The sequence below is a fragment of the Sphingomonas sp. genome, assembly GCF_032114135.1.
Taxonomy (GTDB): Bacteria; Pseudomonadota; Alphaproteobacteria; order Sphingomonadales; family Sphingomonadaceae; genus Sphingomonas.
Genome location: NZ_DAMCTA010000002.1, coordinates 386,074 through 411,576, shown reverse-complemented (window position 1 = coordinate 411,576; position 25,503 = coordinate 386,074). Strand labels below are relative to the sequence as shown.

The 25,503-nt window shown below is 67.4% G+C and carries 20 protein-coding genes; 12 read left to right on the top strand and 8 right to left on the bottom strand.

Annotated elements, in window-relative coordinates; translation table 11 throughout:
- The first annotated feature begins 35 nt into the window (after positions 1–35).
- On the top strand, positions 36–1,190 hold the full coding sequence (locus RT655_RS13940) for an endo-1,4-beta-xylanase (protein ID WP_313537825.1): 1,155 nt from the start codon (positions 36–38) through the stop codon (positions 1,188–1,190).
- Positions 1,191–1,274: 84 nt separating this feature from the next.
- A complete protein-coding gene (locus tag RT655_RS13935; RefSeq protein ID WP_313537823.1) occupies positions 1,275–2,282 on the top strand; it encodes an AAA family ATPase in 1,008 nt (335 codons plus the stop codon).
- Positions 2,283–2,315: 33 nt separating this feature from the next.
- Here the strand turns inward: RT655_RS13935 and RT655_RS13930 are convergent, their stop codons facing one another.
- A complete protein-coding gene (locus RT655_RS13930) occupies positions 2,316–2,666 on the bottom strand; it encodes a helix-turn-helix domain-containing protein (RefSeq protein ID WP_313537821.1) in 351 nt (116 codons plus the stop codon).
- A 167-nt stretch (positions 2,667–2,833) separates the two neighbouring features.
- Here RT655_RS13930 and RT655_RS13925 point away from each other — a divergent pair, with 167 nt between their 5' ends.
- Positions 2,834–3,463 carry an alpha-ketoglutarate-dependent dioxygenase AlkB gene (locus tag RT655_RS13925; protein WP_313537819.1) on the top strand — a complete coding sequence of 210 codons (630 nt, stop codon included), beginning with the start codon at positions 2,834–2,836 and terminating at the stop codon, positions 3,461–3,463.
- Positions 3,464–3,496: 33 nt separating this feature from the next.
- Here RT655_RS13925 and RT655_RS13920 read toward each other — a convergent pair whose 3' ends face one another.
- The 3 genes from RT655_RS13920 to hemN all read right to left on the bottom strand — a co-directional run bounded on the left by RT655_RS13920 (position 3,497) and on the right by hemN (position 11,217).
- Positions 3,497–6,103 (bottom strand): TonB-dependent receptor, encoded by a 2,607-nt coding sequence (locus RT655_RS13920; protein ID WP_313537817.1) that lies wholly within the window; start codon positions 6,101–6,103, stop codon positions 3,497–3,499.
- A gap of 354 nt (positions 6,104–6,457) precedes the next feature.
- Positions 6,458–9,772, bottom strand: coding sequence for a glycosyltransferase (locus tag RT655_RS13915; RefSeq protein WP_313537815.1), 3,315 nt, complete (start codon positions 9,770–9,772; stop codon positions 6,458–6,460).
- Between the two features lie 122 nt (positions 9,773–9,894).
- Positions 9,895–11,217 carry an oxygen-independent coproporphyrinogen III oxidase gene (gene hemN, locus RT655_RS13910; protein WP_313538483.1) on the bottom strand — a complete coding sequence of 441 codons (1,323 nt, stop codon included), beginning with the start codon at positions 11,215–11,217 and terminating at the stop codon, positions 9,895–9,897.
- A 90-nt stretch (positions 11,218–11,307) separates the two neighbouring features.
- Here hemN and RT655_RS13905 point away from each other — a divergent pair, with 90 nt between their 5' ends.
- The 8 genes from RT655_RS13905 (at position 11,308) to RT655_RS13870 (ending at position 21,079) form a co-directional block, all read left to right on the top strand.
- Entirely contained in the window at positions 11,308–11,562 is a 255-nt protein-coding gene (locus tag RT655_RS13905) for a hypothetical protein (protein ID WP_313537813.1), read from the top strand.
- A gap of 155 nt (positions 11,563–11,717) precedes the next feature.
- A complete protein-coding gene (paoA, locus tag RT655_RS13900; RefSeq protein WP_313537811.1) occupies positions 11,718–12,368 on the top strand; it encodes an aldehyde dehydrogenase iron-sulfur subunit PaoA in 651 nt (216 codons plus the stop codon).
- The gene (locus tag RT655_RS13895; RefSeq protein ID WP_313537809.1) at positions 12,365–13,315 is read left to right on the top strand and encodes a xanthine dehydrogenase family protein subunit M; all 951 of its coding nucleotides are present in this window, start codon (positions 12,365–12,367) and stop codon (positions 13,313–13,315) included. Before paoA ends, RT655_RS13895 begins: the two co-directional genes overlap by 4 nt.
- Positions 13,316–13,318: 3 nt before the next feature.
- The gene (paoC, locus tag RT655_RS13890) at positions 13,319–15,526 is read left to right on the top strand and encodes an aldehyde oxidoreductase molybdenum-binding subunit PaoC (RefSeq protein ID WP_313537807.1); all 2,208 of its coding nucleotides are present in this window, start codon (positions 13,319–13,321) and stop codon (positions 15,524–15,526) included.
- Positions 15,527–15,736: 210 nt separating this feature from the next.
- Positions 15,737–17,077 (top strand): chloride channel protein, encoded by a 1,341-nt coding sequence (locus tag RT655_RS13885; protein ID WP_313537806.1) that lies wholly within the window; start codon positions 15,737–15,739, stop codon positions 17,075–17,077.
- A gap of 47 nt (positions 17,078–17,124) precedes the next feature.
- A complete protein-coding gene (gene otsB / locus RT655_RS13880) occupies positions 17,125–17,883 on the top strand; it encodes a trehalose-phosphatase (protein WP_313537804.1) in 759 nt (252 codons plus the stop codon).
- On the top strand, positions 17,880–19,673 hold the full coding sequence (locus RT655_RS13875; protein ID WP_313537802.1) for a glycoside hydrolase family 15 protein: 1,794 nt from the start codon (positions 17,880–17,882) through the stop codon (positions 19,671–19,673). Before otsB ends, RT655_RS13875 begins: the two co-directional genes overlap by 4 nt.
- Entirely contained in the window at positions 19,670–21,079 is a 1,410-nt protein-coding gene (locus RT655_RS13870) for a trehalose-6-phosphate synthase (RefSeq protein WP_313537800.1), read from the top strand. The genes RT655_RS13875 and RT655_RS13870 overlap by 4 nt, the downstream gene beginning before the upstream one ends.
- On the opposite strand, the gene RT655_RS13865 is transcribed toward RT655_RS13870, so the two are convergent.
- Positions 21,030–22,124, bottom strand: coding sequence for a mechanosensitive ion channel domain-containing protein (locus RT655_RS13865; protein WP_313537798.1), 1,095 nt, complete (start codon positions 22,122–22,124; stop codon positions 21,030–21,032). The genes RT655_RS13870 and RT655_RS13865 overlap by 50 nt on opposite strands.
- Before the next feature lie 189 nt (positions 22,125–22,313).
- Here RT655_RS13865 and RT655_RS13860 point away from each other — a divergent pair, with 189 nt between their 5' ends.
- Entirely contained in the window at positions 22,314–22,502 is a 189-nt protein-coding gene (locus RT655_RS13860) for a hypothetical protein (protein WP_313537796.1), read from the top strand.
- 95 nt (positions 22,503–22,597) lie between these two features.
- On the opposite strand, the gene cydX is transcribed toward RT655_RS13860, so the two are convergent.
- The 3 genes from cydX to RT655_RS13845 are packed head-to-tail and all read right to left on the bottom strand — an operon-like array spanning position 22,598 to position 25,483.
- Complete coding sequence (cydX, locus tag RT655_RS13855; protein ID WP_121078683.1) at positions 22,598–22,714, bottom strand: cytochrome bd-I oxidase subunit CydX; 117 nt, start codon at positions 22,712–22,714, stop codon at positions 22,598–22,600.
- 12 nt (positions 22,715–22,726) lie between these two features.
- Positions 22,727–23,872, bottom strand: a complete 1,146-nt coding sequence (gene cydB, locus RT655_RS13850; RefSeq protein ID WP_313537792.1) for a cytochrome d ubiquinol oxidase subunit II — start codon at positions 23,870–23,872, stop codon at positions 22,727–22,729.
- A gap of 21 nt (positions 23,873–23,893) precedes the next feature.
- The gene (locus tag RT655_RS13845) at positions 23,894–25,483 is read right to left on the bottom strand and encodes a cytochrome ubiquinol oxidase subunit I (RefSeq protein ID WP_313537790.1); all 1,590 of its coding nucleotides are present in this window, start codon (positions 25,481–25,483) and stop codon (positions 23,894–23,896) included.
- Between the last annotated feature and the right edge of the window lie 20 nt (positions 25,484–25,503).

The window sequence follows — 25,503 nt, the reverse complement described above, 5'->3', positions numbered from 1 at the left end:
AGCGACGCCCCGAGGCGCGATCAGGAGAGGGTTTCATGGCCAACGGATTTCCCATCGACCGCCGCGCGCTGCTCGCCGGCGCCGCCGCCACCGCCGCGCTACCGCTAGCCGCCCGCGCGACCTCGCAGCTGCCAGGGCTGAACACGATCGCCGGGCAGAAGGCCATGCGGATCGGCTCCGCCTTCGGCTGGAGCCCGCCGGGCGCCGATGCCGGCTCCTTCGCCAACCCGCGCTATGCCGCATTGCTCCAGCGCGATTGCGGGCTGCTTGTGCCGGAGAACCAGCTGAAGTGGCAGGCAACCCGCCCTGCTCCGGACAAGTTCGACTTCACCCATTTCGACGCGATGCTCGATTGGGCCGAGGCGCACCGCATGGCGATGCGCGGCCACACTTTGCTCTGGCACAAGAGCCAATATTTCCCGCGCTGGCTGAACGACTACAACTTCGGCGCCACGCCGCGGCGCGAGGCCGAGCGGCTGCTCGCCACCCATATCGACACGGTCTGCCACCGCTATGCCGGCCGCATCCACAGCTATGACGTGGTCAACGAGACGGTGGACGAGAAGACGGGTGGCTTGCGCGAGACCAGCCTGTCGCGCGCGTTTGGCGGCACCGTGCCGATGCTCGACCACGCCTTCCACACCGCCCGTGCCGCCGCGCCGCACGCCCAGCTGGTGTATAACGACTATATGAGCTGGGAGCCCGGCAACGAGGCACACCGCGACGGTGTGCTCCGCCTGCTCGAGGGCTTCCGCAAGCGCGGTGTGCCGGTGGATGCGCTGGGCGTGCAGTCGCATATCGAGCCGATCAGCGGTGCCCCGGCGGGCGTGCTCGCCGCGCGGCAGGAAAAGCCGTGGCGTGCCTTCCTCGATGCCGTCACCGGCATGGGCTATGCGCTGCTGATCACCGAGTTCGACGTCGCCGACCAGCATCTGCCCACCGACATCACCGCGCGCGACCGGCAGGTGGCCGACTATGCCGGAGTCTATCTCGACATATTGTTCGGCTATCCGCAGCTGCGCGACATGCTGTTCTGGGGGATGTGCGACAAATATAGCTGGCTGAACGGCTTCAAGCCGCGCAAGGACGGCAGCGCGCCGCGGGTGGCACCGTATGACCGCGAATTCCAGCCCACACCGCTCCACGCTATGGTTGCGACGAAATTGATGAAAACCGCCACGCGGCGCTGACCTCGGTACGCTCCCGTTCAGTTTTTGCGCGTATAGGTGTAGTCGCGAGTGGCTGAGTCGCCGTGGGAACCAGGGAGCAGGGCAATGGCTGCAGCGGCCGCGAGATGGCAAGGACCGGGCGGAGAGACACCGCTCCCCAGCACGACCGACGTCGCGACGCTGTACGGCGTCGCCGAGGCAATGGTGCGGGCCCATGGCAATGCGACGGTGACCTCCGCCGGGGCCGCCTTCCGCCAGATGCTGATGGATCGCGCGCGCACCGGTGCCCAGCGCAGCGCGCTTGCCCTGCTCGGCGGCGACATCGAACGCCGTGCCCGGGCCGGGCGCGTTCGGCGGATCGACGACGGCACGCCGGCAGACATCCTGTTCGATCTCGCCGGGCCGCTGGCGGCACTGCTGGCGGATGGGCGGACGACCGACGCCAGCATCCTCGCCAATCGCTATCTGGACCTGTCGCCCCAGGGTGCCACAGGCTGGGCGCTGCTCCCGCTGATGCTTTCGCTCCAGACCAACGATCCCGAAGCGGCGGATCGACTGCTGGAATCCGCGGCACCGCAGCTGATCGTAATCGGCGGCCTTTCCGGCACCGGCAAGTCGAGCCTGTCGCGGTTGCTCGGTGGCCTTTATGGCCGCCGCCCGGGCGCCCGCGTGCTGCGCTCGGACGTGTTTCGCAAGCGGCTCGCGGGACTACCGCCCGAAACACGCCTGCCGCCCTCGCATTACACCCGCCGCAACGACGCCGAGACCTATGAGGCGCTGTTCGAATCGGCGGACGATCACCTCGCCTGCGGCTCGACCGTGATCCTCGACGCGGTGTTCCTGAACCGTAGCGAGCGCGAAGTCGCCGAAGCGGTGGCGCTGCAGGCCCGGGTGCCGTTTACCGGCATCTGGCTGGAGGCGCCCGATCGCGACCGCATCGCCCGGGTCAGCGCGCGTACCGGCGATGCTTCCGACGCGACCGCCGATGTCGCGCGCGATCAGGCGCGCCGCTCGGTTGGCGACCTGTTCGGCTGGCACCGGATGCGGGCCAACCGCGCGATGGAATGGATCGTCCCGGCGGCACGCACCGCGATCGAACGCCCCCGCCGCTGAGCGCGCCCGGCGGGCCGCACCCGCCGACCCGTCTCAAACGGTCTCGGCCACCTCTGGCTTGAGCAGGATGCCGCTGACGCTGTCATTGGCGCAGAACAGATCGTTCAGTGCCTCGAGCATGCGGCGTGCCTCGGGGCTGGCCAACGAGTAGAAGATCATCTGCCCGGCCCGCCGGGCCGAGACCATGCCCTCGCGGCGCAGCAAGGCGAGTTGCTGGGAGACCGCCGTGTCGCGTGCGCCCGTCAGCCTGGCCAGTTCCCCTACCGACTTCTCGCCATCTACCAGGTGGCAGAGAAGCAGCAAACGGCTGCGGCCGGACAGCGCCTTCAAAAACTGCGACGCGTGGTCGATTACCTCGATCATATCGTTCTTCACGGCGACCATGGCTATGAGTGTATCCTATGCCAAGCAACCCGTCACGCTTCAAAAAAACCAGGAAATTCATAAACCTGGATCAATATGAGACATCATATATATGCATGTTTGCTGCCATATGTCTCGCCGGGAGGCCGCGACAGGGAGCATACCAGCGCTTCGAAGGTTGAGCCAGCATGACGGCACGCCAGGCGGATCTGTTTGACATTCCCGGCCCCTCCGGCCTGCGGTTTGAACCCAAGTTCCTGAACGCCATCGAGGAATCCACCGCGATCACCGCGATCGATTCCACCGGGCTCGAGCCGTTCCGCTTCCAGGGTTGGACCGGCAATCGCCGCACCACCAGCTATGGCTGGCGCTACGACTTCGAAGACAGCGGCTTTGCGCGCGCCGAACCCTTCCCCGCATGGCTGGTGCCGCTGCGCGACCGCGCCGAGACCTTTGCCGGTCTTGCCCCGGGGACCCTCGTCCAGGCACTGCTGATCCACTATCCGATCGGTGCCGGGATCGGCTGGCACCGGGACCGACCGGTGTTCGAGGAGGTGGTCGGCATCTCGCTCGGCGCCCCCGCGACGCTGCGCCTCCGGCGGCGGACGGGCCCCCGTGCCTTCGAGCGCGCCGAGCAATTCCTACCCCCGCGCTCGATCTACCTGCTTGCGGGCGAGGTGCGGCACGCCTGGGAGCACAGCATCGCGCCCATGGCGGAACCGCGCTGGTCGATCACGTTCCGCGCCCTGTCCGCGCTGGGCCGACGTCAGACGCAGGACGGCCCGGACGGGGATCCCCGCCCAGGCCGCACCGGTTGACCGTCCCGCCGCCAGAACGGCGGGACCATCGCATCAGAACTTGACGCTGGCTTCCACGCCCCAAGTCCGCGGGGGGTTGAAGTTGGCGTAATCACCCAGGATGCCGCCATAGCTGGTCGAGACCAGCTGGCCGTTCGCGCCATAGTTGAGCACCGGCGCCGAGTTGGCCGACGAGCGGCGGTAGATATAGGTGTGGTCGAGCAGGTTGCGCGACCAGACGGCGAAGGTGACCTTGTTGTGATCCGACACCGCGATGTCCGCGATCGCGATGCGGCCGTTCATGATGAAGGCAGCGTCGGTCTTGGTCGGTTCGAGCTGGAAGCTGTACTGGCTGCTCGAATAATTGCCATCCAGGTGCAGACGCAGGGTCGCGTCGCCGCCACCGATCGGAAGGGCATAGTCGATCGAGCCCGACGCCGCATTCTTCGGCGTGTAGACGATGTACAACTGCTGGGCCGGCGCGCCCGGAGTCAGCGGGTTCACCGCCGACGGCGCACGCCAGTAGGTATAGGCGTAGGAGGCGGTCAGCGTCAGGCCCTGCACCGGTGCCACGGTCAGATCGGCCTCGACGCCGCGGATCTTGCTGTCGCCGGCATTGGTGGTCTGCTCGATATGGCTACCGTTGGTCGGGCTCGCGCCGTTGGTGTCGAAATAGTCAAAGTCGAACTGGGTGTTCGAACGGTCCATGATATAGCCCGCCAGGTTCAGGCGCGCCTTGTGGTTCCAGAAGTCCATCTTTGCGCCGACTTCATACGACTTGACCGATTCCGGACCGAAGGCATTGAACTGCAGCGACCGGTCGTTGGCGCCGCCGGCGCGGAAGCCCGTCGCGTACTTGGCGTAGAGATGGATGTCCTGCGTCGCATCGAGCGCGACGTTGATCATCGGATCGAAGCGGCTGACGCTGTTGCTGAAGCCGAACGGCGACACCTGGCCCGCCACGACGAGGTCGGCGCGATTGTTGACGACATAGAGCGTGCCGTGGCGCTTGTCCTTGGTCCAGCGGCCACCGAGAGTGACATGCACCACGTCGCCCAGCGCATCCGGGGTGAAGGTCAGGTTGCCGAACAGCGAATAGTTGTGGTCGGTCGCTTGGCTGGCGCGGGTGATGAACTGGCAGCTGTTGGCGAACTGCGGCACCGTCGCCGCCAGCGTGTTGTTGCACGACGGATCATATTGCTGATAGCCCGAGTTCGCACCGGTGATCGCGCTGGCATTGCCCGGGATCGGGCTGCGGATGGTGTAGGCGGTGCCGTCCGCGTTCCACTGGTTGGTGAGCGGCGTCGCCGCATATTCCGTGGCCCGCTCGGTGAAGTAATAGGCACCGACGACATAGTCGAACTGCGGCACGCTGCCGACCGCCTGGAATTCCTGGCTGAACTGGTGCTGGCGCAGGAACGACAGGCTGTAGCGGCTGAAGGTGCCGGTGGTGTTGATCGCGGCCGGGTTCGCCGTGTTCGGCACGAACGGCGCGAACGAGCTGCGCTCCGGACCGCCCGAATTGTCCCACTGGTCGGTGCTGACGCCACGCCATGCGGTGATCGAGCGCAGTTCGAGCCACGGCGCGGCGGTGTACTTCAGGTTCGACGAGACGCCGTGCGTGATGTCGACACTCGGCTGCTGCGGCACGCCGACATCGGCAACGCGCTGGCGATTCGGATGGACGCCGACCAGCGGCGCCTTGGGTGCGATGCAGACCGGGCGACCGGCGGCCGCCTGGGCTGTCGTGATCGTGCCGCCGCAATTGACGCCGTTCAGCTGCAGCGCGCCGTTGTTGAACGTGCCGACCGCATAGTTGTTGGGGTTGTAGCTGATCAGCTGGCTGAACTGCGGCGTGTTCTCGTCCTTCGCATAATCATAGGCGAAGTCGGCGGTGAAGCCATCGATCGGCTTCCAGCGCGCCGCTACGCGGCCGCCCTTGCGATCATAATAGTTCCAGCCGGTCGAACCCGTGAGCGGGTTGTCCACCGTCGGATCCTGGTGCTGGTAGACGCCGTCGAGCTTGAGCGCGACGTCGTGGAAGGCGGGCAGGTCGAGGTGCGCGTCGACGCTGCGGCTGCCGTAATTGCCGACTCCGCCGTTGATACGACCACCGAACTCGCCGGTGGGGGCGCGGGTGACGAGCGACAGCGCGCCGCCTTCGGTGTTGCGGCCGAACAACGTGCCCTGCGGGCCCTTCAGCACTTCGATGCGCTCGATATCGAACAGCGCGGCGTTGAGGCCCTGGGTCTTACCCAGGGCGACGCCGTCGATGTACACGCCGACGCCACCGTCGCGCGCGGTCTGGTTCTGGTCGTAGGGGACGATGCCGCGGATGCCGATCGTCAGCGCCGACTGGCGCGCCTCGAAGGTCGCGACGCGGAGCGACGGCACGGTGCCGTCGGCGAGGTTGAACAGGCTCTGGACGTGACGGTCCTGCAGGGCCTCGGTGCTGAGCACGCTGATCGAGATCGGCGTCTTCTGCAGGTTGGTCTCGCGCCGCGTCGCGGTGACGACGATGTCGGCCAGGCCTTCGGGCTGTTCGGTGCCGGCGGCCGGTGCATCGGCGGTCTGGGCCTGCGCCATGGCCGGGGCGGCGGCGAGGACGAGCGACGTGGCGCCAGCCAGCAGCGCGAGGCGGATAGTAGAGCGATCTGACATTCTAGGTACCCCGAGGTGTTCACTTTGGTTCGGGGGCGCCCCTAGGCACAGGATTTGGCAGGATTGTTACAGCAACCGCCTTATAAAATTCTCCGTTAAATCATCTTCAGTTCATCTAAAAGACGAACGTCGGAAAACCTAGCGTATCCACGCTGTCATTCGATGGATTCGACTTGGTTAAGCTATGCCCGCTTGTGGGCGATACGCGGAAAAAATCAAAAGTGTAGCAGAAATAGCACAGGTCGATTTGCATCCAGCCGAACCTGTTCGATGCCATCGAACGCAAACCGCCCGCCTCGCCCTTGCGGCAAGGCGGGCGGTACGATCCCGCATTCTTGAAGGCGGTGCGCGCCCCTATTCGGCGGCGGCCGCGCCGGCGGCACCGACTCGCCCGGTGCGCTCCAGCTTACCCCAGCCGACGAACCAGCCGCCCAGCGCCGAGCTGATCGCGCGCAGCACCACCCAGTACATAAGCTGGCGATAGACGAAACGCTGCGCCACCAGCAGCAGCGCGGGGTAGCGGATCCGCCGGCTGTTGAGCCGGTACGCCACCCAGCCGCAGCCCACGTCGATCGCGGTGAAGGCCACCCAGTAGAGCGCCATGGTGCCGACATCGCCGCGGGTCTGCTCCCAGCCATGCTGCGCGATGCGCACGCCGGTGGCGATCGTCGCCGAGACCAGCGCGAGATCGATCAGCGGCGAGATCGCGGCGAAGATGATCTGAAAGATCCAGGCCTGGGGCAGCCCGATCCAGGCAAGCCCCCGCGCCTGCTTGTCGCGGTACAGGCCGCGATGCTTCCACAGGCACTGCAGCGTGCCGAACGCCCAGCGGTAGCGCTGCTTGGCGAGCGCCTTGAAGCTTTCCGGCGCCTCGGTCCAGGCGACCGCCTCGGGATCATAGGTGACGCGCCAGCCTTCGCGCTGGATCGCGATCGTGAGATCCTGGTCCTCGGCCAGCGTATCCTCGGGATAGCCGCCCACCGCGTCGAGCGCCGCGCGCCGCCACGCGCCGACCGCGCCCGGCACCACGGTGATCGCGTTGAACCCGGCGAGCGCGCGCCGCTCGAGATTCTGCGCGGTGATATATTCCACCGCCTGCCAGCGGGTGACGAGGTTGACCCGGTTGCCCACCTGCGCGCTGCCCGCCACCGCACCGATCTTGCCGTCGGCGAACCAGCGCGCGAGGCGGCCGATCGTCTCGGGCTCGAACTGGGTGTCGGCATCCAGCGCGATGATGACCTCGCCCTTGGCTTCCTGCAGCGCGCGGTTGAGCGCGGCCGCCTTGCCGCCGTTGACCAGCGTGAGCAGCGTCACCCGCGGATCGTCGCCGAACGCCGCCGCGACGATCTCGCTGGTGCGGTCCTTGGAGCCATCGTCAGCGACGATCAGCTCGATCGCCGGATAGTCGCTGGCAAGCACGCGGCGCACCGAGGATTCGATCACCCGCTCCTCGTTATAGGCGGGGATGATCACCGAAACGCTGGGCGTGAACACCGGCGGTTCGCCGCGCTCGCGCAACCGCTGACGCAGCGCCAGCCCGGCTAGGATCACCGCGCGGGCGATGCCCAGCGTGATCGCGATGAAGAACATCCAGCGCAGCCCTGAGGCGATCGCCGCCAGCGCGACGAAGATCGCGACGTCCGCCCGCACCGCCAGCAGGTCGCTGCCGCGGATCGGCGGCATCACCGCATCATAGGAAAGGCCCGCCAGCTTCGAGATCGGCACGAAGCTGTACCCCCGCGCGCGCAGCTCGTGGATGATTCGCGGCAGGGCCTCGATCGTCTGCTCGCGATTGCCGCCGCCGTCATGGAGCAGCACGACATTGGTGGAATGGTCGGGCTGAGCCCCCGCCACGTCGTCGAGCACGCCCTGCACGATCGCATCGACGCCGGGCCGCTTCCAGTCGTCCGGATCGACGTGGAGGCCGACCACGGTGTAGCCCTGCTTCTGCGCCACCACCGCCGGATCAAGTTCGTCCGGCGTGGTCGGCTCGGCGTCCCCGAAATAGGGCGCGCGGAACAGCCGCATGCCGCGGCCGGTATAGGCCTGTACCAGCCGCTGGGTGGCGTTCAGCTCCAGCGCGGTGCTCGCCGCCGAGGTGGTGGCGAGGTTCGGGTGGGTATAGGTGTGGTTGCCCAGCTCATGCCCCTCGGCCACCAGCCGGCGGAGCAGCAGCGGATGCTGCAGCCCGTTCTCGCCGATGATGAAGAAGGTCGCCGGCACATGCTCGGCCTTGAGGATGTCGAGGATGCGCGGCGTGTAGGTGGGATCGGGGCCGTCGTCGAAGGTCAGCGCGATCTCGTTCTTCGAGGCGCCGGTGCGCATTACGACATAGGGCGTCGGCAGCACCGGATATTGCACGTCGCGGATCATGTTGGCGGCATCGAAGCCGATCGCGCGCTGGCCCACGGTCGGCGTCGAGGTCACGCGCAGGATTTCGCCCGGCCCCTCCACGTCGACATTGGTCGCCGGCACGATGCGGCTCAAGTCCGGCCGGCCGCCGTGACGATAGGCGAGCAGCGCGGTCCACACGCCGGCGTCTTCGGTGCCGAGCCGCCACAGGGCGACGCTGCCGACGCCGGCGGCGCGCACCGCCTGCAACTGGTTCCAGGTGGCCGTCGCGTCGACCATCCAGATCTCGTGATGCTTGCCGCCCTCGTCATAGGCGAAGGCGCTGTTGCCGCTGGTCTTGTCGAAGGTGACCTTGGCGTCGCTGTCGCGCGCCGCCGACCAGGCCTCTTCGATGCTCATCGCCTCGGTGCCATCGCCGTGATAGTCATAGGCGTAGCTGGCCAGCGCGACGATCAGCTTGCTGGCACCCACCTTGCCTACCGCGCTGCGCAGTTCCTCGACGAACCAGGGCTGCGAGGCGATCGGCCCGGCGGTGCCGCCCTGCCAATGCTCGTCATAGTCCATCAGGATCACGCGATCGGTGACCGCGGCGAAGCGCTTGAGATCCCAGTTGCCGTCACCCGCCGGCACGGTGACCGCGAGCAGCTTGTCCTTGGGCATCGCCTTGTTGATTTGGTCGAGCAGCTGGACATAGCCGGGCAACGAGCCGGGCTGCAGGCTCTCGAAGTCCATCACCAGGCCGGGCAGGTTGCGCGCCTTGACCATCGCGGCGAGATCGCGCGCCAGTTTCGCGCGGGCGGCCGGGCTCGCCATCAGCCTGGCCGAGCCGACGGTATCCCAGGCCTCGTCGGAGACGTTCTGCACCATCGGCAGCACCCGCGGACGGCGCGGGGCGGCGGCGACGATGCTCGCGAACTTGGGATCGTCGAGCAGCTGCATCGCGTGGTTCGCCCCCGTCACCGAGACGAAGGCCGGCACCACCCAGTCGAGATCGCCGATGTTGCGGCGGAGCGAATCGGCGCTCGCCGGGTCCCAGGGCACGTAGAAGCCGACGGTGAGCGGGGCACCCGGCTTCTTCGCCGACCCCCCCGGCAGCCAGCGCTGCGCGCGCGACTGGCCGCGTGCGCTCAGCGAGCGCAGCGCCGCCGGCTTGGCATTTTCCCACCGCACCGGCAGGTCCTGCGCGGGCGGAACGTTGACGATGGTGGCGGCGAACACCACCGCGGCGAGCAGCACGCCGCCGATCAGTGCGAACACCGTGCGCATCGTCCAGCGCTTGCGGCTGCCGGTGGGGTCGAAAAATACGGGACGCGACATCGGTGCTCTTTCGATACGCGCAAATAGCTCCCCGGCGCGTGTCGGGCCCGCGCCTTATAAAGAGCCGTATTAACCGAAGCTATACACCGAACGCTGGGTAGTTTCCCGGATATCCGAGGATCTCACACCGCGCTGCTGAAACGCATGACTGCCGGGCCGCGATAGGCGTCTAGCGCGCTGGCGATCACCCGCGCATAGGGCAGTGACTCGGGCGCAAGCAGCAGCACGCTGCCTTCCCAGCGGATCAGCTTGTGCGTCGCGAACCGCGCCAGCCGGAGCGCGATGGCCGAGCGGTCGGTGATGCCCCCCAGATCGGCGCGCCCCTGGCAGAGCAGTTCCTCGATCGCCGCCGCCCGCCATTGATCATCGATCGATCGCCGCACGCCCCGCGCCGCAGCGAAGCGGCCGGCGGAGACCGCCATGTGCCAGCGTCCGCCATTCTTCTCGTTCTGCATCAGCAGGTCCGGAAACTCGCTGATCGCGCTGGCGCCAAGCCCGATCACCACCTCCGACTCGTCTTCGGTAAAACCCTGGAAGTTACGCCGCAACCGACCCGCGCGCGCGGCCACCGCGATAGCGTCGCCGGGCTTGGCGAAGTGGTCGAAGCCAATCGCGGCATAGCCGTCCGCCACCAGCTTCTCGTGTGCCAGTGCTGCCTGGGCGAAGCGGGCTTCGGCGTCGGGGAGCGCGCTCGCATCGATGCGGCGCTGGCGCGGGATCAGGTGCGGCACATGAGCATAGCCGAACACCGCAAGGCGATCGGCGCCCATCGCCACGCTCTCGCCGATCGAGTCGTCCAGCGCCTGGTCCGTCTGACCCGGCAGGCCGTACATCAGGTCGAAATTGATCGACTCGACGCCGGCCTCGCGCAGCAGATCGACCGTGGCGGCGATCTCGGCGCGCGGCTGGACCCGGCCGATCGCCATCTGGATGGCGGGATCGAAGGTCTGCACGCCGAGGCTGACGCGAGCCGCGCCGGCTTCAGCCAGCGCAGCAGCCCAGGCGGCATCAAAGCCGCGCGGATCGACCTCGACCGACAGCACCGGCGCAGCGGCACCGAAGGCGGTCTTGATCTGGCCCACCAGCCGGAGAAACGCTTGGGGCGTGATCGCGTTGGGGCTGCCCCCGCCGAACGCGATCCGGCCTACCCGCCCCCGCCCGCCGAGCCGCCGCGCGACCAGCTCGATCTCCTCCGACAGCCGCGCAAGATAGCCGTCAAGCCGGGCGGTGCGGTTGGCAGCACCGGTGTTGCAGCCGCAATACCAGCAGATCTGGTGGCAGAAGGGAATGTGGAGATAGAGCGACAGCTCGGCATCCGCCGCCACCCGGTCGAGCGCCGCTGCGAGGTCCGCCGGGCCTACGCCCGCATGGAATTCAGCGGCGGTAGGATAGCTGGTGTAGCGCGGCACCGGCGTGGCGAGCAGATCGGGGTGATAGGTCCACATGCCCCGCGCATGCACTGCAGGCTGGGGCACGTCGCTCGGGAATGTCCCGTATCCTTGCCGCCCGGGCCGCGCGAGCGTAGGCGGAAGACCATGCAACTCGACGACCAGCTAGTCCGCTATTTCGGCACTGCCGATCTCGGCGCCCTCACCCCGCCCGCGCTCGCCTCGGGCATCGAGAAGATGAAGGTCGATCTTGGCCTCGAGACGGATCGCGCTCGCCGCTTCGCGTTGTGGGCGCTGCTGTTCATGCTCGGCAACGCCCCGGATCTCGACGTGACCTTCGAGGACGAGGCCGATCGCGAAGCCGCGCGCAACTTCATGGATCTGTCCGACCAGCCGGATTAAGTCGCGCTGGCCGCGCTTCCCCGGCGGACAATTGCCGCCGCGGACCGAACCGGGTACATACGTGCCATAATCGCGCCACCGCCGACATCGCCACCGGAACAACCGGGCTATTCGGGCGATACCGCTGCGGGAGCATGCAAATAGGGGATGCCCAGATGGATAGTCCAAGCGATATCGGCGTATCGCGACGGGGGTTGCTGACGAGCGGCGCAGCCTGCGCCGCCGTGACCGCCTTGCCGGCCAGCGCCGGCGCCAGCAGCAAGGAACCGGTCGCGCCGATGGAGACGCCTCCCACCCTGCCCGTGCAGCTAAAGGTCAACGGCAAGGCAACCGAGCTGACCGTCGACACCCGCACGACGCTGCTCGATGCGCTGCGCGAGCACCTGCACCTGACCGGTACCAAGAAGGGCTGTGACCATGGCCAGTGCGGTGCCTGCACGGTGATGGTGAACGGCCGCCGCATCAACTCCTGCCTCAGCCTGGCGGTGATGCATGACGGCGACAGCGTCACGACGATCGAAGGCCTGGGCACGCCCGAGGATCTGCACCCGATGCAGGCCGCCTTCGTGAAGCATGACGGCTATCAGTGCGGCTATTGTACGCCGGGGCAGATCTGCTCGGCCGTAGCGGTGCTCGACGAGATCAAGGCCGGCATCCCCAGCCATGTCGCCGCCGACGTCGCCGCCAGCCCCGCCTTCTCCGAGATGGAGATCCGCGAGCGGATGAGCGGCAATATTTGCCGCTGCGGCGCCTATTCCAACATCGTCGAGGCGATCCGCGAGGCCGCGGGGCGGAGGCAGGCATGAAGGCTTTTGCGTATACTCGTGCGAGCAGCCCGGCCGACGCCGCGGCACTTGCCGCCAAGACCCCCGGCGCCAAGTTCATCGCCGGCGGCACCAATCTGCTCGACCTGATGAAGCTCGAGATCGAAACCCCGGCGCATCTGATCGACGTCAACAAGCTCGCGCTTGACCGGATCGAGGAGACGAGCGACGGCGGGCTGCGCATCGGCGCGCTGGTGCGCAACACCGATCTCGCCGCCGACAAGCGCGTCCGCCGCGACTATGCGGTGCTGACCCGCGCGATCGTCGCGGGCGCGAGTGGCCAGCTGCGCAACAAGGCGACCACCGCGGGCAACCTGCTCCAGCGCACCCGCTGCCCCTATTTCTACGACCCCAACCAGCCCTGCAACAAGCGCAAGCCCGGCAGCGGCTGCGCGGCGATCGGCGGGTTCAGCCGCCAGCTCGCGGTGATCGGCACCAGCAAGGCCTGCATCGCCACCTATCCGGGCGACATGGCCATCGCGATGCGGCTACTCGACGCGAGCGTGGAGACGGTGAAGCCCGACGGCGCCACCCGGAAGATCGCCATCGCCGACTTCCATCGCCTGCCGGGCGATGCGCCGCATATCGACAACACGCTCCAGACCGGCGAGCTGATCACCGCGGTCACGCTGCCCAAGCCGTTGGGCGGCAAGCATTTCTACCACAAGGTGCGCGACCGCGCGTCCTACGCCTTCGCGCTCGTCTCGGTGGCGGCGGTGGTGCAGAAGGACGGCACCGGCCGCGTCGCGTTCGGCGGCATGGCGCACAAGCCGTGGCGGGTCGAAGCGGCCGAGGCCGCGCTGCCCAAGGGGGCGGCGGCTACTGCCAAGATCGCCTTCGCCGGAGCGACGCCGACGCACGACAATGCCTTCAAGCTCCAGTTGGCCGAGCGCACGCTCGCCGCGGTGCTGAGCGAAGCAAGGGGCTGAGCCATGAAGTTCGATACCCCCGCCACGACCAACCCCATCGACCGCCTGAAGGTGGTCGGCAAGGCGACCGACCGGATCGACGGTCCGCTCAAGACCACCGGGCGGGCGCCCTATGCCTATGAGCGACACGATGTCGCCCCCGGCGCGGCGTACGGCTATGTGCTCGGCTCGGCGATCGCCAAGGGCCGGATCACCGGCATGGACCTCAGCGCAGCCAAGGCAGCGCCGGGCGTGCTCGCGATCGTTACCGCCGAGAATGCCGGCAAGCTGACCAAGGGCAATTTCAACACCGCCAACCTGCTGGGCGGGCCCGAGATCGAGCATTATCACCAGGCGATCGCGCTGGTGGTGGCCGAGACCTTCGAGCAGGCGCGCGCCGCGTCCTCGCTGATCCGCGTCGATTATGCACGCGGCAAGGGCCGGTTCGACCTGAAGACCGAAATGGGCAGTGCGACGCTGCCCAAGGAAGGCTTTGGCGGTCCCGCCGAGAGCAAGGTAGGCAATTTCGACGGCGCCTTTACCAGCGCCCCCGTCCAGCTCGACGCGCGCTACACCACGCCCGACCATTCGCACGCGATGATGGAGCCGCACGCCTCCACCGCCAAGTGGGAAGGCGACCAGCTGCTGCTGTGGACTTCGAACCAGATGATCAACTGGGGCAAGGGCGACGTGGCGCGCACGCTGGGCCTGCCCAAGGAGAAGGTACGGCTGATGTCGCCCTTCGTTGGCGGCGGGTTCGGCGGCAAGCTCTTCGTCCGCACCGACGCGATCCTCGCGGCGCTCGGCGCCAAGGCGGCGGGGCGGCCGGTCAAGGTGTCGCTGCAGCGGCCGCTGATCGCCAACAATACCACCCATCGCCCCGCGACGATCCAGCGCATCCGTATCGGCACCACCAAGGACGGCAAGATCACCGCGATCGGCCATGAAAGCTGGTCGGGCGACCTGCCCGGCGGCGGGCCGGAGACGGCAGTGAGCCAGACGCGCCTGCTCTATGCCGGCGAAAACCGGCTGACGTCGATGCGGCTGGCGGTGCTCGACCTGCCCGAAGGCAATGCGATGCGCGCGCCGGGCGAGGCACCCGGCCTGATGGCGCTCGAAATCGCGATGGACGAGATGGCGGAGAAGCTGGGGATGGACCCGGTGGCGTTCCGCGCGCTCAACGACACCCAGGTCGACCCGGAAGCGGCCAACCGCCCCTTCTCGCAGCGCCAGCTGGTCCAGTGCATGCAGATCGGCGCGGAGAAGTTCGGTTGGGCGAAACGTGGAAAGACGCCGGGCGCCATCCGTGAAGGCCGCTGGCTGATCGGCATGGGCATGGCCGCGGCGTTCCGCAACAACATCAACGGCAAGTCCGGCGCGCGGGTTCGGCTGGACGGCAAGGGCGTGGTCACCGTCGAGACCGACATGACCGACATCGGCACCGGCACCTATACCATCATCGCCCAGACCGCGGCGGAGATGATGGGCGTGCCGCTTGATACGGTGGTGGTGCGGCTCGGCGATTCCAGCTTCCCGGCCTCTTCCGGCTCGGGCGGCCAATGGGGCGCCAACAGCTCGACCGCGGGCGTCTACGCCGCCTGTTCGATGCTGCGTGACAAGGTGACCGCGGCGCTCGGCTTCAACTCGGCCGATGTGGTCTTCGAGGGCGGCAAGGTGCGTGCGGGCAATCGCAGCGTGGCGCTGGCCGATGCGGCCAAGGGCGGTGAGCTCGTCGCCGAGGACTATATGGACTATGGCGACCTCGCCAAGAAGGTCCAGCAGTCGACCTTCGGCGCGCACTTTGTCGAGGTCGCGGTGGATTCCGCTACCGCCGAGGTGCGCGTGCGGCGAATGCTCGCAGTTTGCGCGGCGGGGCGCATCCTCAACCCCAAGTCGGCGCGCAGCCAGGTGATCGGGGCGATGACGATGGGCGTCGGCTCGGCGCTGATGGAGGAGCTCGCGGTCGACAAGCGCTTCGGCTATTTCGTCAACCACGATCTCGCCAGCTACGAGGTGCCGGTCCATGCCGACATCCCGCACCAGGAAGTGATCTTCCTCGACGAGACGGACCCCACGACGTCGCCGATGAAGGCGAAGGGCGTGGGCGAGCTCGGCCTGTGCGGCGTCGGCGCCGCGGTGGCCAACGCCATCCACAATGCCTGCGGCGTGCGGGTACGCGACTATCCGGTGACGCTGGACAAGCTGCTGCCGGGGATGCCGGCGTTCGTGTGACCTAGATCCTCCCCGGAACGGGGAGGGGGACCAAGGCGCGCAGCGGCTTGGTGGAGGGGGATCGCAGCGAGGGACGTCCCTTTTGGAAGCCCCCCTCCACCACCGCCTTCGGCGGCGGTCCCCCTCCCCGTTCCGGGGAGGATCTAAGGATGGCGCATCGCCCACCTCCCCGCTACAGCGCCCGCGGCGGGGGCCGGGCTGAGGGAGTGCATGGACCACCGCAACACCACCCGCCGCGTCCGCGCGATCGTGCGACGGCATGGACCCACCGCGCAGATCTGGCGTCGCCGCGTCGCCTTTCTCGGCGGTGCCATCGTCATCGGCCTCGTGGCGTTCGGCTTCGCGGAGGCCGCCGACTGGGCCGCGCGCCGATTTACCAGCCTCGAAAAGACCTGGTGGTGGCTCCCCCTCCTCCTCACCCCTGCCGGCTTCGCGCTGTTCGCCTGGGCGACCCGCCGCTTCGCCCCCGACGCCACCGGCTCGGGCATCCCGCAGGTGATGGCCGCCACCCGCGATCCCGAGCATGCGATGACCAGCCTCACCGCGGCCAGGACGGTGGTGCTCAAGCTGATCCTCACCATCGGCGCGGTGCTGGTCGGCGCCTCGACCGGACGCGAGGGGCCGACGGTGCAGGTCGCCGCGTCGATCATGGGTTATGCCCACCGGCTCGCCCGTGTGCCGATCCGCGCCTCGGTGTTCATCGCCGGGGGCGCGGCGGGGGTCGCGGCGGCGTTCAACACGCCGCTTGCCGGGGTCGCCTTCGCGATCGAGGAACTCGCCGCCGCCTATGAGCAGCGCATGGCGGTGCTGGTGATGGCCGCCGTGCTGATCGCGGGCATGACCAGCCTCGGCATCGCCGGCGACTATGTCTATTTCGGCGCGATGCGGAGCACGCTGCCGCTCGCCCAGGCCGTGCTCGCCGCCCCCGTCGCGGGCGTGGTAGGCGGGCTCGCCGGGGGACTGTTTGCGCGCCTCATGCTGGCAGTGGGCGGATCGGACTGGCGGCCTCTGATCGCGGTGCGCCGCCACAAGCTGCTCTTCGCCGCCGCGTGCGGGCTGGTCGTCGCCACCCTCGGCGTGACGACCGGGCTCACCTGGGGTACTGGCTACGACGCCGCCCGTACCGCGATCACCACCGGCGCAATCCCCTGGTGGTACAGCCCCGCCAAGTTCGCGACGACGCTCGCCACCGCGATCGCCGGCATCCCCGGCGGCATCTTCGCGCCGTCGCTGTCGGTGGGTGCGGGCGTCGGCGATCTCGTCCGCCCGATGTTCCCCACCGCGCCGGGCGGGACGATCGTACTGCTGGGCATGGTCGCCTATTTCACCGGCGTGGTCCGCGCGCCGCTGACCGCGGTGATCATCATCGCCGAGACCACCGCCAGCCGCGGCCTGATGCTGCCGCTGCTCGCCGCCGCGCTGATCGCCGACTTTACCGCGCAGCTGGTCTCGAAGGAACGGCTCTATCACGGCCTGTCGCTGCGCTTCGGTACCACGCAGGTGCAGCATGAATCCGACGAGGCGGGGAACGGATCGGTCCCGCGCGCGTAACGATCCTGTGGCGGGCGCCCATCTTTGGCGCCCCGATGAGGAGTTGCATGCCCGACCGGGACCCCGTTCTGCTGATGCCGCCCCCGGCGGATCTGCTCGATTCTGCCAGCCTGTTCCTCGATTTCGACGGGACCTTGGTCGAACTCGCCGACCGCCCCGACGGCGTGGTGGTCGCTCCCCTGCTGGTCGACCTGATCCGCGCGCTGGAGGAAAAGCTGGACGGCCGATTGGCGTTGGTGAGCGGCCGCCCGGCCGGAGATCTGACCACCCTGTTCAGCGACCATGCCCCGTCCGTCGTCGGCAGCCACGGCATGGAATTCCACTGGTCCGACGGCCGCCGCGAACAGGCCGAGCGCCCCGCCGGGCTGATCGCGGCGCTGGACGCGATGCGCGCGTTCACCGAGACCAAGGACGGCGCGATCCTTGAAGACAAGCCGCTGGGCGCCGCCGTCCACTACCGGCTCAACCCCGCGCTGGAGGCCGATGCCATTGCGCTGGGCGAGCGGCTCGCGACCGAGCACGATTTGTATCTCCAGCACGGCAAGATGATGGTCGAGGTGCGCACCGCGGGCGGCGACAAGGGCAGCGCGATTCGCACGCTGATGGCCGATCCGCGTTTCTCCGCCGGCCGCCCGGTCTTCCTAGGCGATGACGTGACCGACGAGCCCGGCTTTTCCGCCGTCGCCCTGCTCGGCGGTGCTGGCGTTCTCGTCGGCGACCCCCGCCCCACCGACGCCCGCTATCGCCTCGACGACGTATCGGGCGTCCTCGCCTGGCTCGCCACTGCCGCCGGAGTACATGCATGACCACCCTCGACCTCTGGCCGATCGGCAACTGCCAGGTCAGCGCGCTGATCGATCGCGCCGGCCGCTTCGTCTGGGGCTGCGTGCCGCGCGTCGACGGTGATCCGCTCTTCTCGGCGCTGGTCGGCGGCGAGGAACCCGAGGGCGGCTATTGGGACATCGCGCTGGAAGGCGTCGTCTCGGTCGAGCAGCATTATCTGCGCAATGCCCCGATCCTGGTCAGCCGCCATACCGATGCGGCCGGCAACGCGATCGAAGTCACCGATTTCTGCCCGCGCTTCTCGCGGCTGGGCCGGGTCTATCGCCCGGTCGCCTTCGCGCGCATCGTCAAGCCGGTCGCGGGAAGCCCGCGCATCCGGGTGAAGCTGCGCCCCACCTGCGGCTGGGGCAAGGGCTGCAAGACCCGCATCGGCGGCTCGAACCATCTGCGCTATCTCGTCGAGCCGATGACGCTGCGCCTCACCACCACCGCGCCCGTTGGCATGGTGGACGAGGAGCGGCTGTTCCGCGTCGAGAAGCCGCTGCACTTCTTCCTCGGGCCGGACGAAAGCTTCAGCGGCGACGTTGCCGAGACGGTCGACGACATGCTGCTCAACACCATCGCCGAGTGGCAGCATTGGGTGCGCGGCCTCGCCATCCCGCTCGAGTGGCAGGAAGTGGTGATCCGCTCGGCCATCACCCTCAAGCTCTGCCAGCACGAGGAAACCGGCGCGATCGTCGCGGCGCTGACCACCTCGATCCCCGAACATGCGGGCTCGCAGCGCAACTGGGACTATCGCTACTGCTGGATTCGCGACGCCTATTACACCGTGCAGGCGCTCAACCGGCTGGGCGCGCTCGACGTGCTCGAGACCTATCTCGGCTATCTCCGCAACATCGTCGACGACGCCCGCGCCGAGCCGCGCGGCGGGCATATCCAGCCGCTCTACGGCGTCCTCGGAGAGGCGACGCTGGAGGAGCGCGAGGCGCCCGATCTTGCCGGCTATCGCGGTATGGGGCCGGTGCGCGTCGGCAACCAGGCCTATGAGCAGGTCCAGCACGACGCCTATGGCCAGATCGTCCTGTCCAACGTGCAGGCGTTCTTCGACCAGCGATTGTACCGCACCGCCAGCGTCGAGGACTTTGAATCGCTGGAACGCGTCGGCGAACGCGCTTGGCAATATCACGACTCCCCCGATGCGGGCCTGTGGGAGCTGCGCACCCGCCAGAGCGTCCACACCTATTCGGTGGCGATGTGCTGGGCGGCGTGCGACCGGCTCGCCAACGCCGCGCACGTGCTCAATCTGCCCGAGCGCCGCGACTTCTGGCAGCACCGGGCCGACACGATCCGCACGACGATCTTCGACAAGGCGTGGCGCGAGGAGACCGACCGCTTCTCCGCCACCTTCTCGGGCGACGATCTCGACGCCAGCCTGCTCCAGCTGCTGGAGATGCGGTTCCTGGCGCCCGATGATCCCCGCTTCGTCTCGACGCTCAAGGCGGTGGAGCAAGGCCTGCGCCGCGGCTCGACCATGTTGCGCTACGATACCGAGGATGATTTCGGCCTGCCCGAAACCGCGTTCAACTTCTGTACGTTCTGGTTGATCGAGGCACTGCACATCACCGGCCGCACCGACGAAGCGCGCGCCTTGTTCGAAGAGATGCTGGGCAGGCGGACTGCCGCCGGCCTGCTCTCCGAGGATATCGACCCCGTCACCGGGGAATTGTGGGGCAATTATCCCCAGACCTACTCGCTGGTCGGCATGATCAATTGCGCCGTCCTGCTGAGCAAGCCCTGGAGTTCGATCCGTTGAGCCGCCTCATTGTCATCTCGAACCGCGTCACCGCACCCAACGGCTCCAATTCGGGGGCGCAGGGCGGCCTCGCCGTCGCGCTCGCCGCGGCACTGCGCGAGAATGGCGGCATCTGGTTCGGTTGGTCCGGCGAGCAGACCGACCAGTTCACCGGCCAGATCAGCATGCAGCGGAATGAGGGCGTCACCACCGCGACCGTCGACCTCGAAGAGCAGGACATCGACGAATATTATAATGGCTATGCGAACCGGACCTTGTGGCCGCTGTTCCACTACCGGATCGACCTGGCAGAATATGAGCGCGGCTTCGCCGGCGGCTATCAGCGCGTCAACGAACGCTTTGCCGAGACCGTGCGCCCGCTGATCGATACCGAGGACGTCGTGTGGGTGCAGGATTACCACATGTTCCCGCTCGGCCAGGAGCTGCGCCGCCGCGGCTGCAAGAACCGCATCGGCTTCTTCCTTCATATCCCCTGGCCGCCGCGCCGACTGCTCTCCAGCCTGCCCAAGGCGCATGAGCTGATCGAGACACTGTTCGCCTATGACGTGATCGGCTTCCACACGCAGGAATGGATGGAATCGTTCATCGACTTCGCGCGTGCCGAGATGGAGGCGGTGGTCCAGCCCGACGGCGTGCTGCGCATCGGCCTGAAGAGCGTGAAGCTGGTCGCCTGCCCGATCGGCATCGACGCCAAGGAATTCGCCGCCCTCGCCGAGAGCGACTCCGCGCGCGAGACCTTCGAGCAGATGCGCACCAGCTCGGTCGGCCGTTCGCTGATCGTCGGCGTCGATCGGCTCGATTATTCGAAGGGGCTGGAGGAGCGGTTCCTTGGTTACGAGCGCTTTCTCACGACCTACCCAGAGCAGCGCAAGGAAGTGTATCTGCTCCAGATCGCGCCGCCGTCGCGCGCGACGGTGGAGACCTATCAGCGCATCCGCAACACGCTGGAGGGGCTCTCAGGCAAGATCAACGGCGCGCATGCCGATCTCGACTGGGTGCCGCTCCGCTACGTCAACCAGGGCTATCCGCGCGATGTGCTGGCGGGCGTGTACCGCGCCGCCAAGATCGGCTTGGTCACCCCCTTGCGCGACGGGATGAACCTGGTGGCGAAGGAATATGTCGCCGCGCAGGACCCCAAGGACCCCGGCGTGCTGATCCTCTCCAAGTTCGCCGGCGCGGCGATCCAGATGGAGCAGGCGCTGCTGGTCAATCCCTACAGCGCCGAGGAGGTCTCCGACGCGATCTGCTTGGCGCTCAACATGCCGTTGGAAGAGCGGATCGAGCGCTGGCAGGCGCTGAAGCAGGGCGTCGACGAACAGGACGTGATGTGGTGGCTCAAGAAGTTCACCGACGAGCTCAGGAATGTCCCCATGGAGACGGAAACCCGGCTTCCGGTCGAGGCGTGAAGTCGAGCAGCCCGCGGGTGCGGACCAGCGCCTCGGGCATCTCCTGCCGGATATAGGCGAGCAGCCCCTCGCGGATATCGCAGCGCAGGTCGAAGGCGGTCGAGGCATCCTTGGCCGTCATCAGCCCGCGCACCTCGATCGCCTCGGGCTTGGTGTCGGTCACCTGCAGGTTGCAGAAGCGGCCGTCCCATCGCGGATTGGCCTTGACCAGTTCCTCCAGCTTTGCGCGCAGCCGGGGAATGTCGGCGGCGGGATCGAGATACCAGAACACGCTTCCCATCAGCTGGCTGGTCTCGCGCGTCCAATTCTGAAAGGGCTTCTCCAGGAACTGGGAGACTGGCACGACGAGCCGGCGATCGTCCCAGATGCGCACCACGACATAGGTGAGACGGATATCCTCGATCCTGCCCCACTCGCCTTCCACAATCACCACGTCGTCGAGCCGGATCGGCTCTGAAAAGGCCATCTGGACCCCGGCGATCAGGTTCTTGAGCGCCGGCTGCGCGGCGGCACCCACTGCGAGAGCGGCGAGACCGGCCGAGGCGATCAGCGTCACGCCGATGCTGCGCACGCTGGGGATGCTCATCAGCATCAGGCAGAAGGTGATCGCCAGGATGACGAACACCACGACGCGATGAAGGATGGAGGCGCGGGTGCGCCGCCTACGCGCGCGGAGATTGTCCGCCACGCTCACATCGGCGCGCAGCAGGATCCAGTCGAACACCACGCCGAGCAACGCCACCAGCATCCAGCCGATCAAGCCCGGCACCAGCAGCCCCGCCGCTTGCGCCCAGGCACGAGTACCGCTCGCGCCCAGATCGAGCCCCGGCTGTACGAAGGAAAGCGCGATTGCGACCAGCAACCATCGCCCCGGCCGGCAAAGGCGCCGGATGGCGATGTCGTCCAGCTGCCCCTTGGTGTGCGCCGCGGCACGGACCGCCAGGGTGAGGGCGAGGCGATGGACCAGCAGCGCTATCGCGATGGCCGCCCCGATCAGCGCGATGCTCGTCACCCAGCTGGGAAGGTCGGCGATCAACCGCTCCAAATCATGCTCCTATCGCTATGGCTATGCCGGGGTAACGGGAGGCGGCGGTACTCGGTTCCGGGCGAGTCGCGCCGCGCGGTGGGCCGGACCCGGCGTGCGTCAAGCGCAAGTGCCTAGTCTCATTGCGATACACACCGTGACTTCTACGGAATGGCCGCAGACGACAATAAATACGACATTAGGCAGGCAATGCACAAAACCCAAAACGAGATCGGGTCGATGTCCACCATGCACCAGGCGCCGCTTACGAACCACTTCCGCCTGCGCGCCGAGCAGGAGCGGGACCGAGCGACGCACGCGCCCAACGAACGGCACAAGCGCCTGCACCTGGAACTGGCAGCGATCTTCGAGCGCCGTGCCGAGGGCGGACCGGTCTAGGATCTAACGGAAAAGTCCGGCGGATCCCTTGTCAGGATCGCCGGCCTCTGGGGCAGAAGGGGCGGTCGCGGTGCGGCCGCCCCTTTTCCTTGTGCTCAGTCGAGGACCGTCAGGTCCGAGTTCGGATCCGAATGGAACTCGTGCCAGATGCCGTTGAGCACGGCGGCGGCGACGGCCAAGCAGACCCCCAGGATCCAGGCGAAATACCACATGGGTTGTACTCCTCAGTAGAGGTCGGGGTTGAGCCGCAGCTCTTCCCCGCTGACGCGGCCGAACATCACCTTGTACACCCAGGCGGTGTAGGCGAGCACGATCGGCAGGAAGACGAGCGTGCAGCCCAGCATGATGAACAGCGTGAGGTGGCTCGACGAGGCGTTCCAGGCGGTGAGGCTGGAAGCCGGGTCGATCGCGCTCGGCAGGATGAACGGGAACATCGACAGGCCGACGGTGGCGATGATGCCGACATTCGCCAGCGACGAACCCGCGAACACCAGCGTGCCGTTGCGACCGCGGATCCCGACCAGCGCCAGCACCGGGCCGAGGAAGCCGAGCACCGGGGCGATCAGCATCCACGGATGGGCGCCATAGTTGCTGAGCCATGCGCCCGGCGCCTTCACCGTCTGGATCAGATGCGGGTTGGACGGGCCGTTGGGATCGACCGCGCCGACCAGGCGATAGCCCATGTCGCCATAAGCCACGAACACGCCGCCCACCGCGAACAGCAGGATCGCGAGGATGGCCGCGACGGTGCCGAAGCGCTGCGCACGCTCCACCACCGCGCCTTCGGCCTTGAGGCTCAGCCAGCCGGCGCCGTGCAGCACCAGCATCGCAACCGAGAGCAGACCGGCGACGAGGCTGAACGGGGTGAACAGGCCGAGCAGCGTGCCTTCGTAGAAGGAGCGCAGATCGCTATCGAGCCGGAAGGGCGCCCCCAGCAGCACGTTGCCCACCGCGACGCCGAAGACGAGGGCGGGCACGAAGCCGCCGACGAACAGCGCCCAGTCCCAGCGCGAACGCCAGGCGGCGTCGGGGCGCTTGGAGCGATACTTGAAGCCGACCGGACGCAGGATCAGCGCCGCCAGCACCAGGAACATCGCCAGGTAGAAGCCCGAGAAGCTGACCGCATAGACGAACGGCCAGGCGGCAAAGATGGCGCCGCCGCCCAGGATGAACCACACCTGGTTGCCTTCCCAGGTCGGCCCGACGGTGTTGATCACCATGCGGCGCTCTTCATCGGTGCGGCCCACGAACGGCAGCAATGCTGCCGTTCCCAGGTCGAAGCCGTCGGTCAGCGCGAAGCCGATCAGCAGCACCCCCAGCAGCGCCCACCAGATGAGGCGCAGGATTTCATAATCGAGCGGGATGGACATGTTCTTTCTCCTTGCTCGCGCTCATTCCGCGGGAACGGCGTGGAGCGGCCGCGGATCGGGCGCGCTCGGCACCGGATCGTGGCGGGGTTGCCAGGGCTCATAGGTCTCGGGCCCGTGCTGGATCGCCGCCAGCATCAGCCGGAACTCGATCACCGCCATCACGCCGTAGAGCGCGGTGAAGCCGATGATCGTGGTCCATAGGGCGGGCACGGTCAGGCTCGAGGTGGCGAGGAAGGTCGGCAGCACGCCGTCCACCGCCCAGGGCTGGCGCCCCACTTCGGCGACGACCCAACCGAACTCGATCGCAAGCCAGGGTAGCGGGATGATCCACATCGCCGTGCGCAGGAACCACTTGCGGTGGAAGCGGCGCGTGTTGGCGTAGTAGAGCGCGGCCGTGCAGAAGGCGATGAAGAAGAAGCCGAGCGCCGCCATGCCGCGGAACAGCCAGAACACGGCCGGCACGTTGGGAACGGTCGACCAGGCGGCCCGGTCGATCTGCGCCGGCGTCGCCTGACGCGGATCGGCGACCCAGCGCTTCAGCAGCAGGGCATAGCCAAGGTCCCCCTTGGCGGCTTCGAACTTCGCGCGTGCGGCGACGTTCTGGCGGTCGGTCTTCAGCATCTGCAGCGCATCATAGGCGGTGAGGCCGTTCTCGATGCGCAGCCGCGCCTTGCCGACCAGCGGATAGATGCCTTCCACCTGGCCGGTGAGGCTACGCGTACCGATCAGGCCGAGCACATAGGGCACCTTGACCTGGAAATAGGTCTCGCGGCCCGAGTTGGAGGGAAGGCCGAACACGGCGATGCCGGCCGGCGCCGCCTCGGTGTGCCATTCGGCCTCGATCGCGGCGAGCTTCATCTTCTGGTTGTCGGTCAGCGCATAGCCGCTCTCGTCGCCGAGCACGACCACCGACAGCGAAGCCGCAAGGCCGAACGCCGCCGCCACCGCGAAGCTGCGCTTGGCGAGTTCCAGGTGCCGGCCGCGCAGCAGATAATAGGCCGAGATGCCGAGCACGAACACGCTGGCGCACACATAGCCGGCGCTGACGGTGTGAACGAACTTCGCCTGTGCGACGGGGTTGAACATCACCGCCATGAAGTCGGTGACTTCCATACGCATCGTCTCGGGGTTGAACGTGGCACCCGCCGGGTGCTGCATCCAGCCGTTCGCGATCAGGATCCACAAGGCCGACAGGTTGGTCCCGAGCGCGGTGAGGAAGGTCACCATCAGGTGCTGGCGCTTCGACAGGCGATCCCAGCCGAAGAACATCAGACCGACGAAGGTCGCTTCGAGGAAGAAGGCCATCAGCCCCTCGATCGCCAGCGGCGCCCCGAAAATATCTCCCACATAATGCGAGTAATAGGACCAGTTGGTCCCGAATTCGAATTCCATCGTCAGCCCGGTAGCGACACCGAGGACGAAGTTGATGCCAAATAGCTTGGCCCAGAAACGGGTAATGTCCCTCCAGATCGGGCGATCGGTGACGACGTAGACGCTTTCCATGATCACGAGGATGAAGGAAAGGCCCAGCGTCAACGGCACGAACAGGAAGTGGTACATCGCTGTCAGCGCGAATTGCAGGCGCGACAGCTCTACGACTGCCATATCCATAAGTTTGTCCTCAGCAGAGA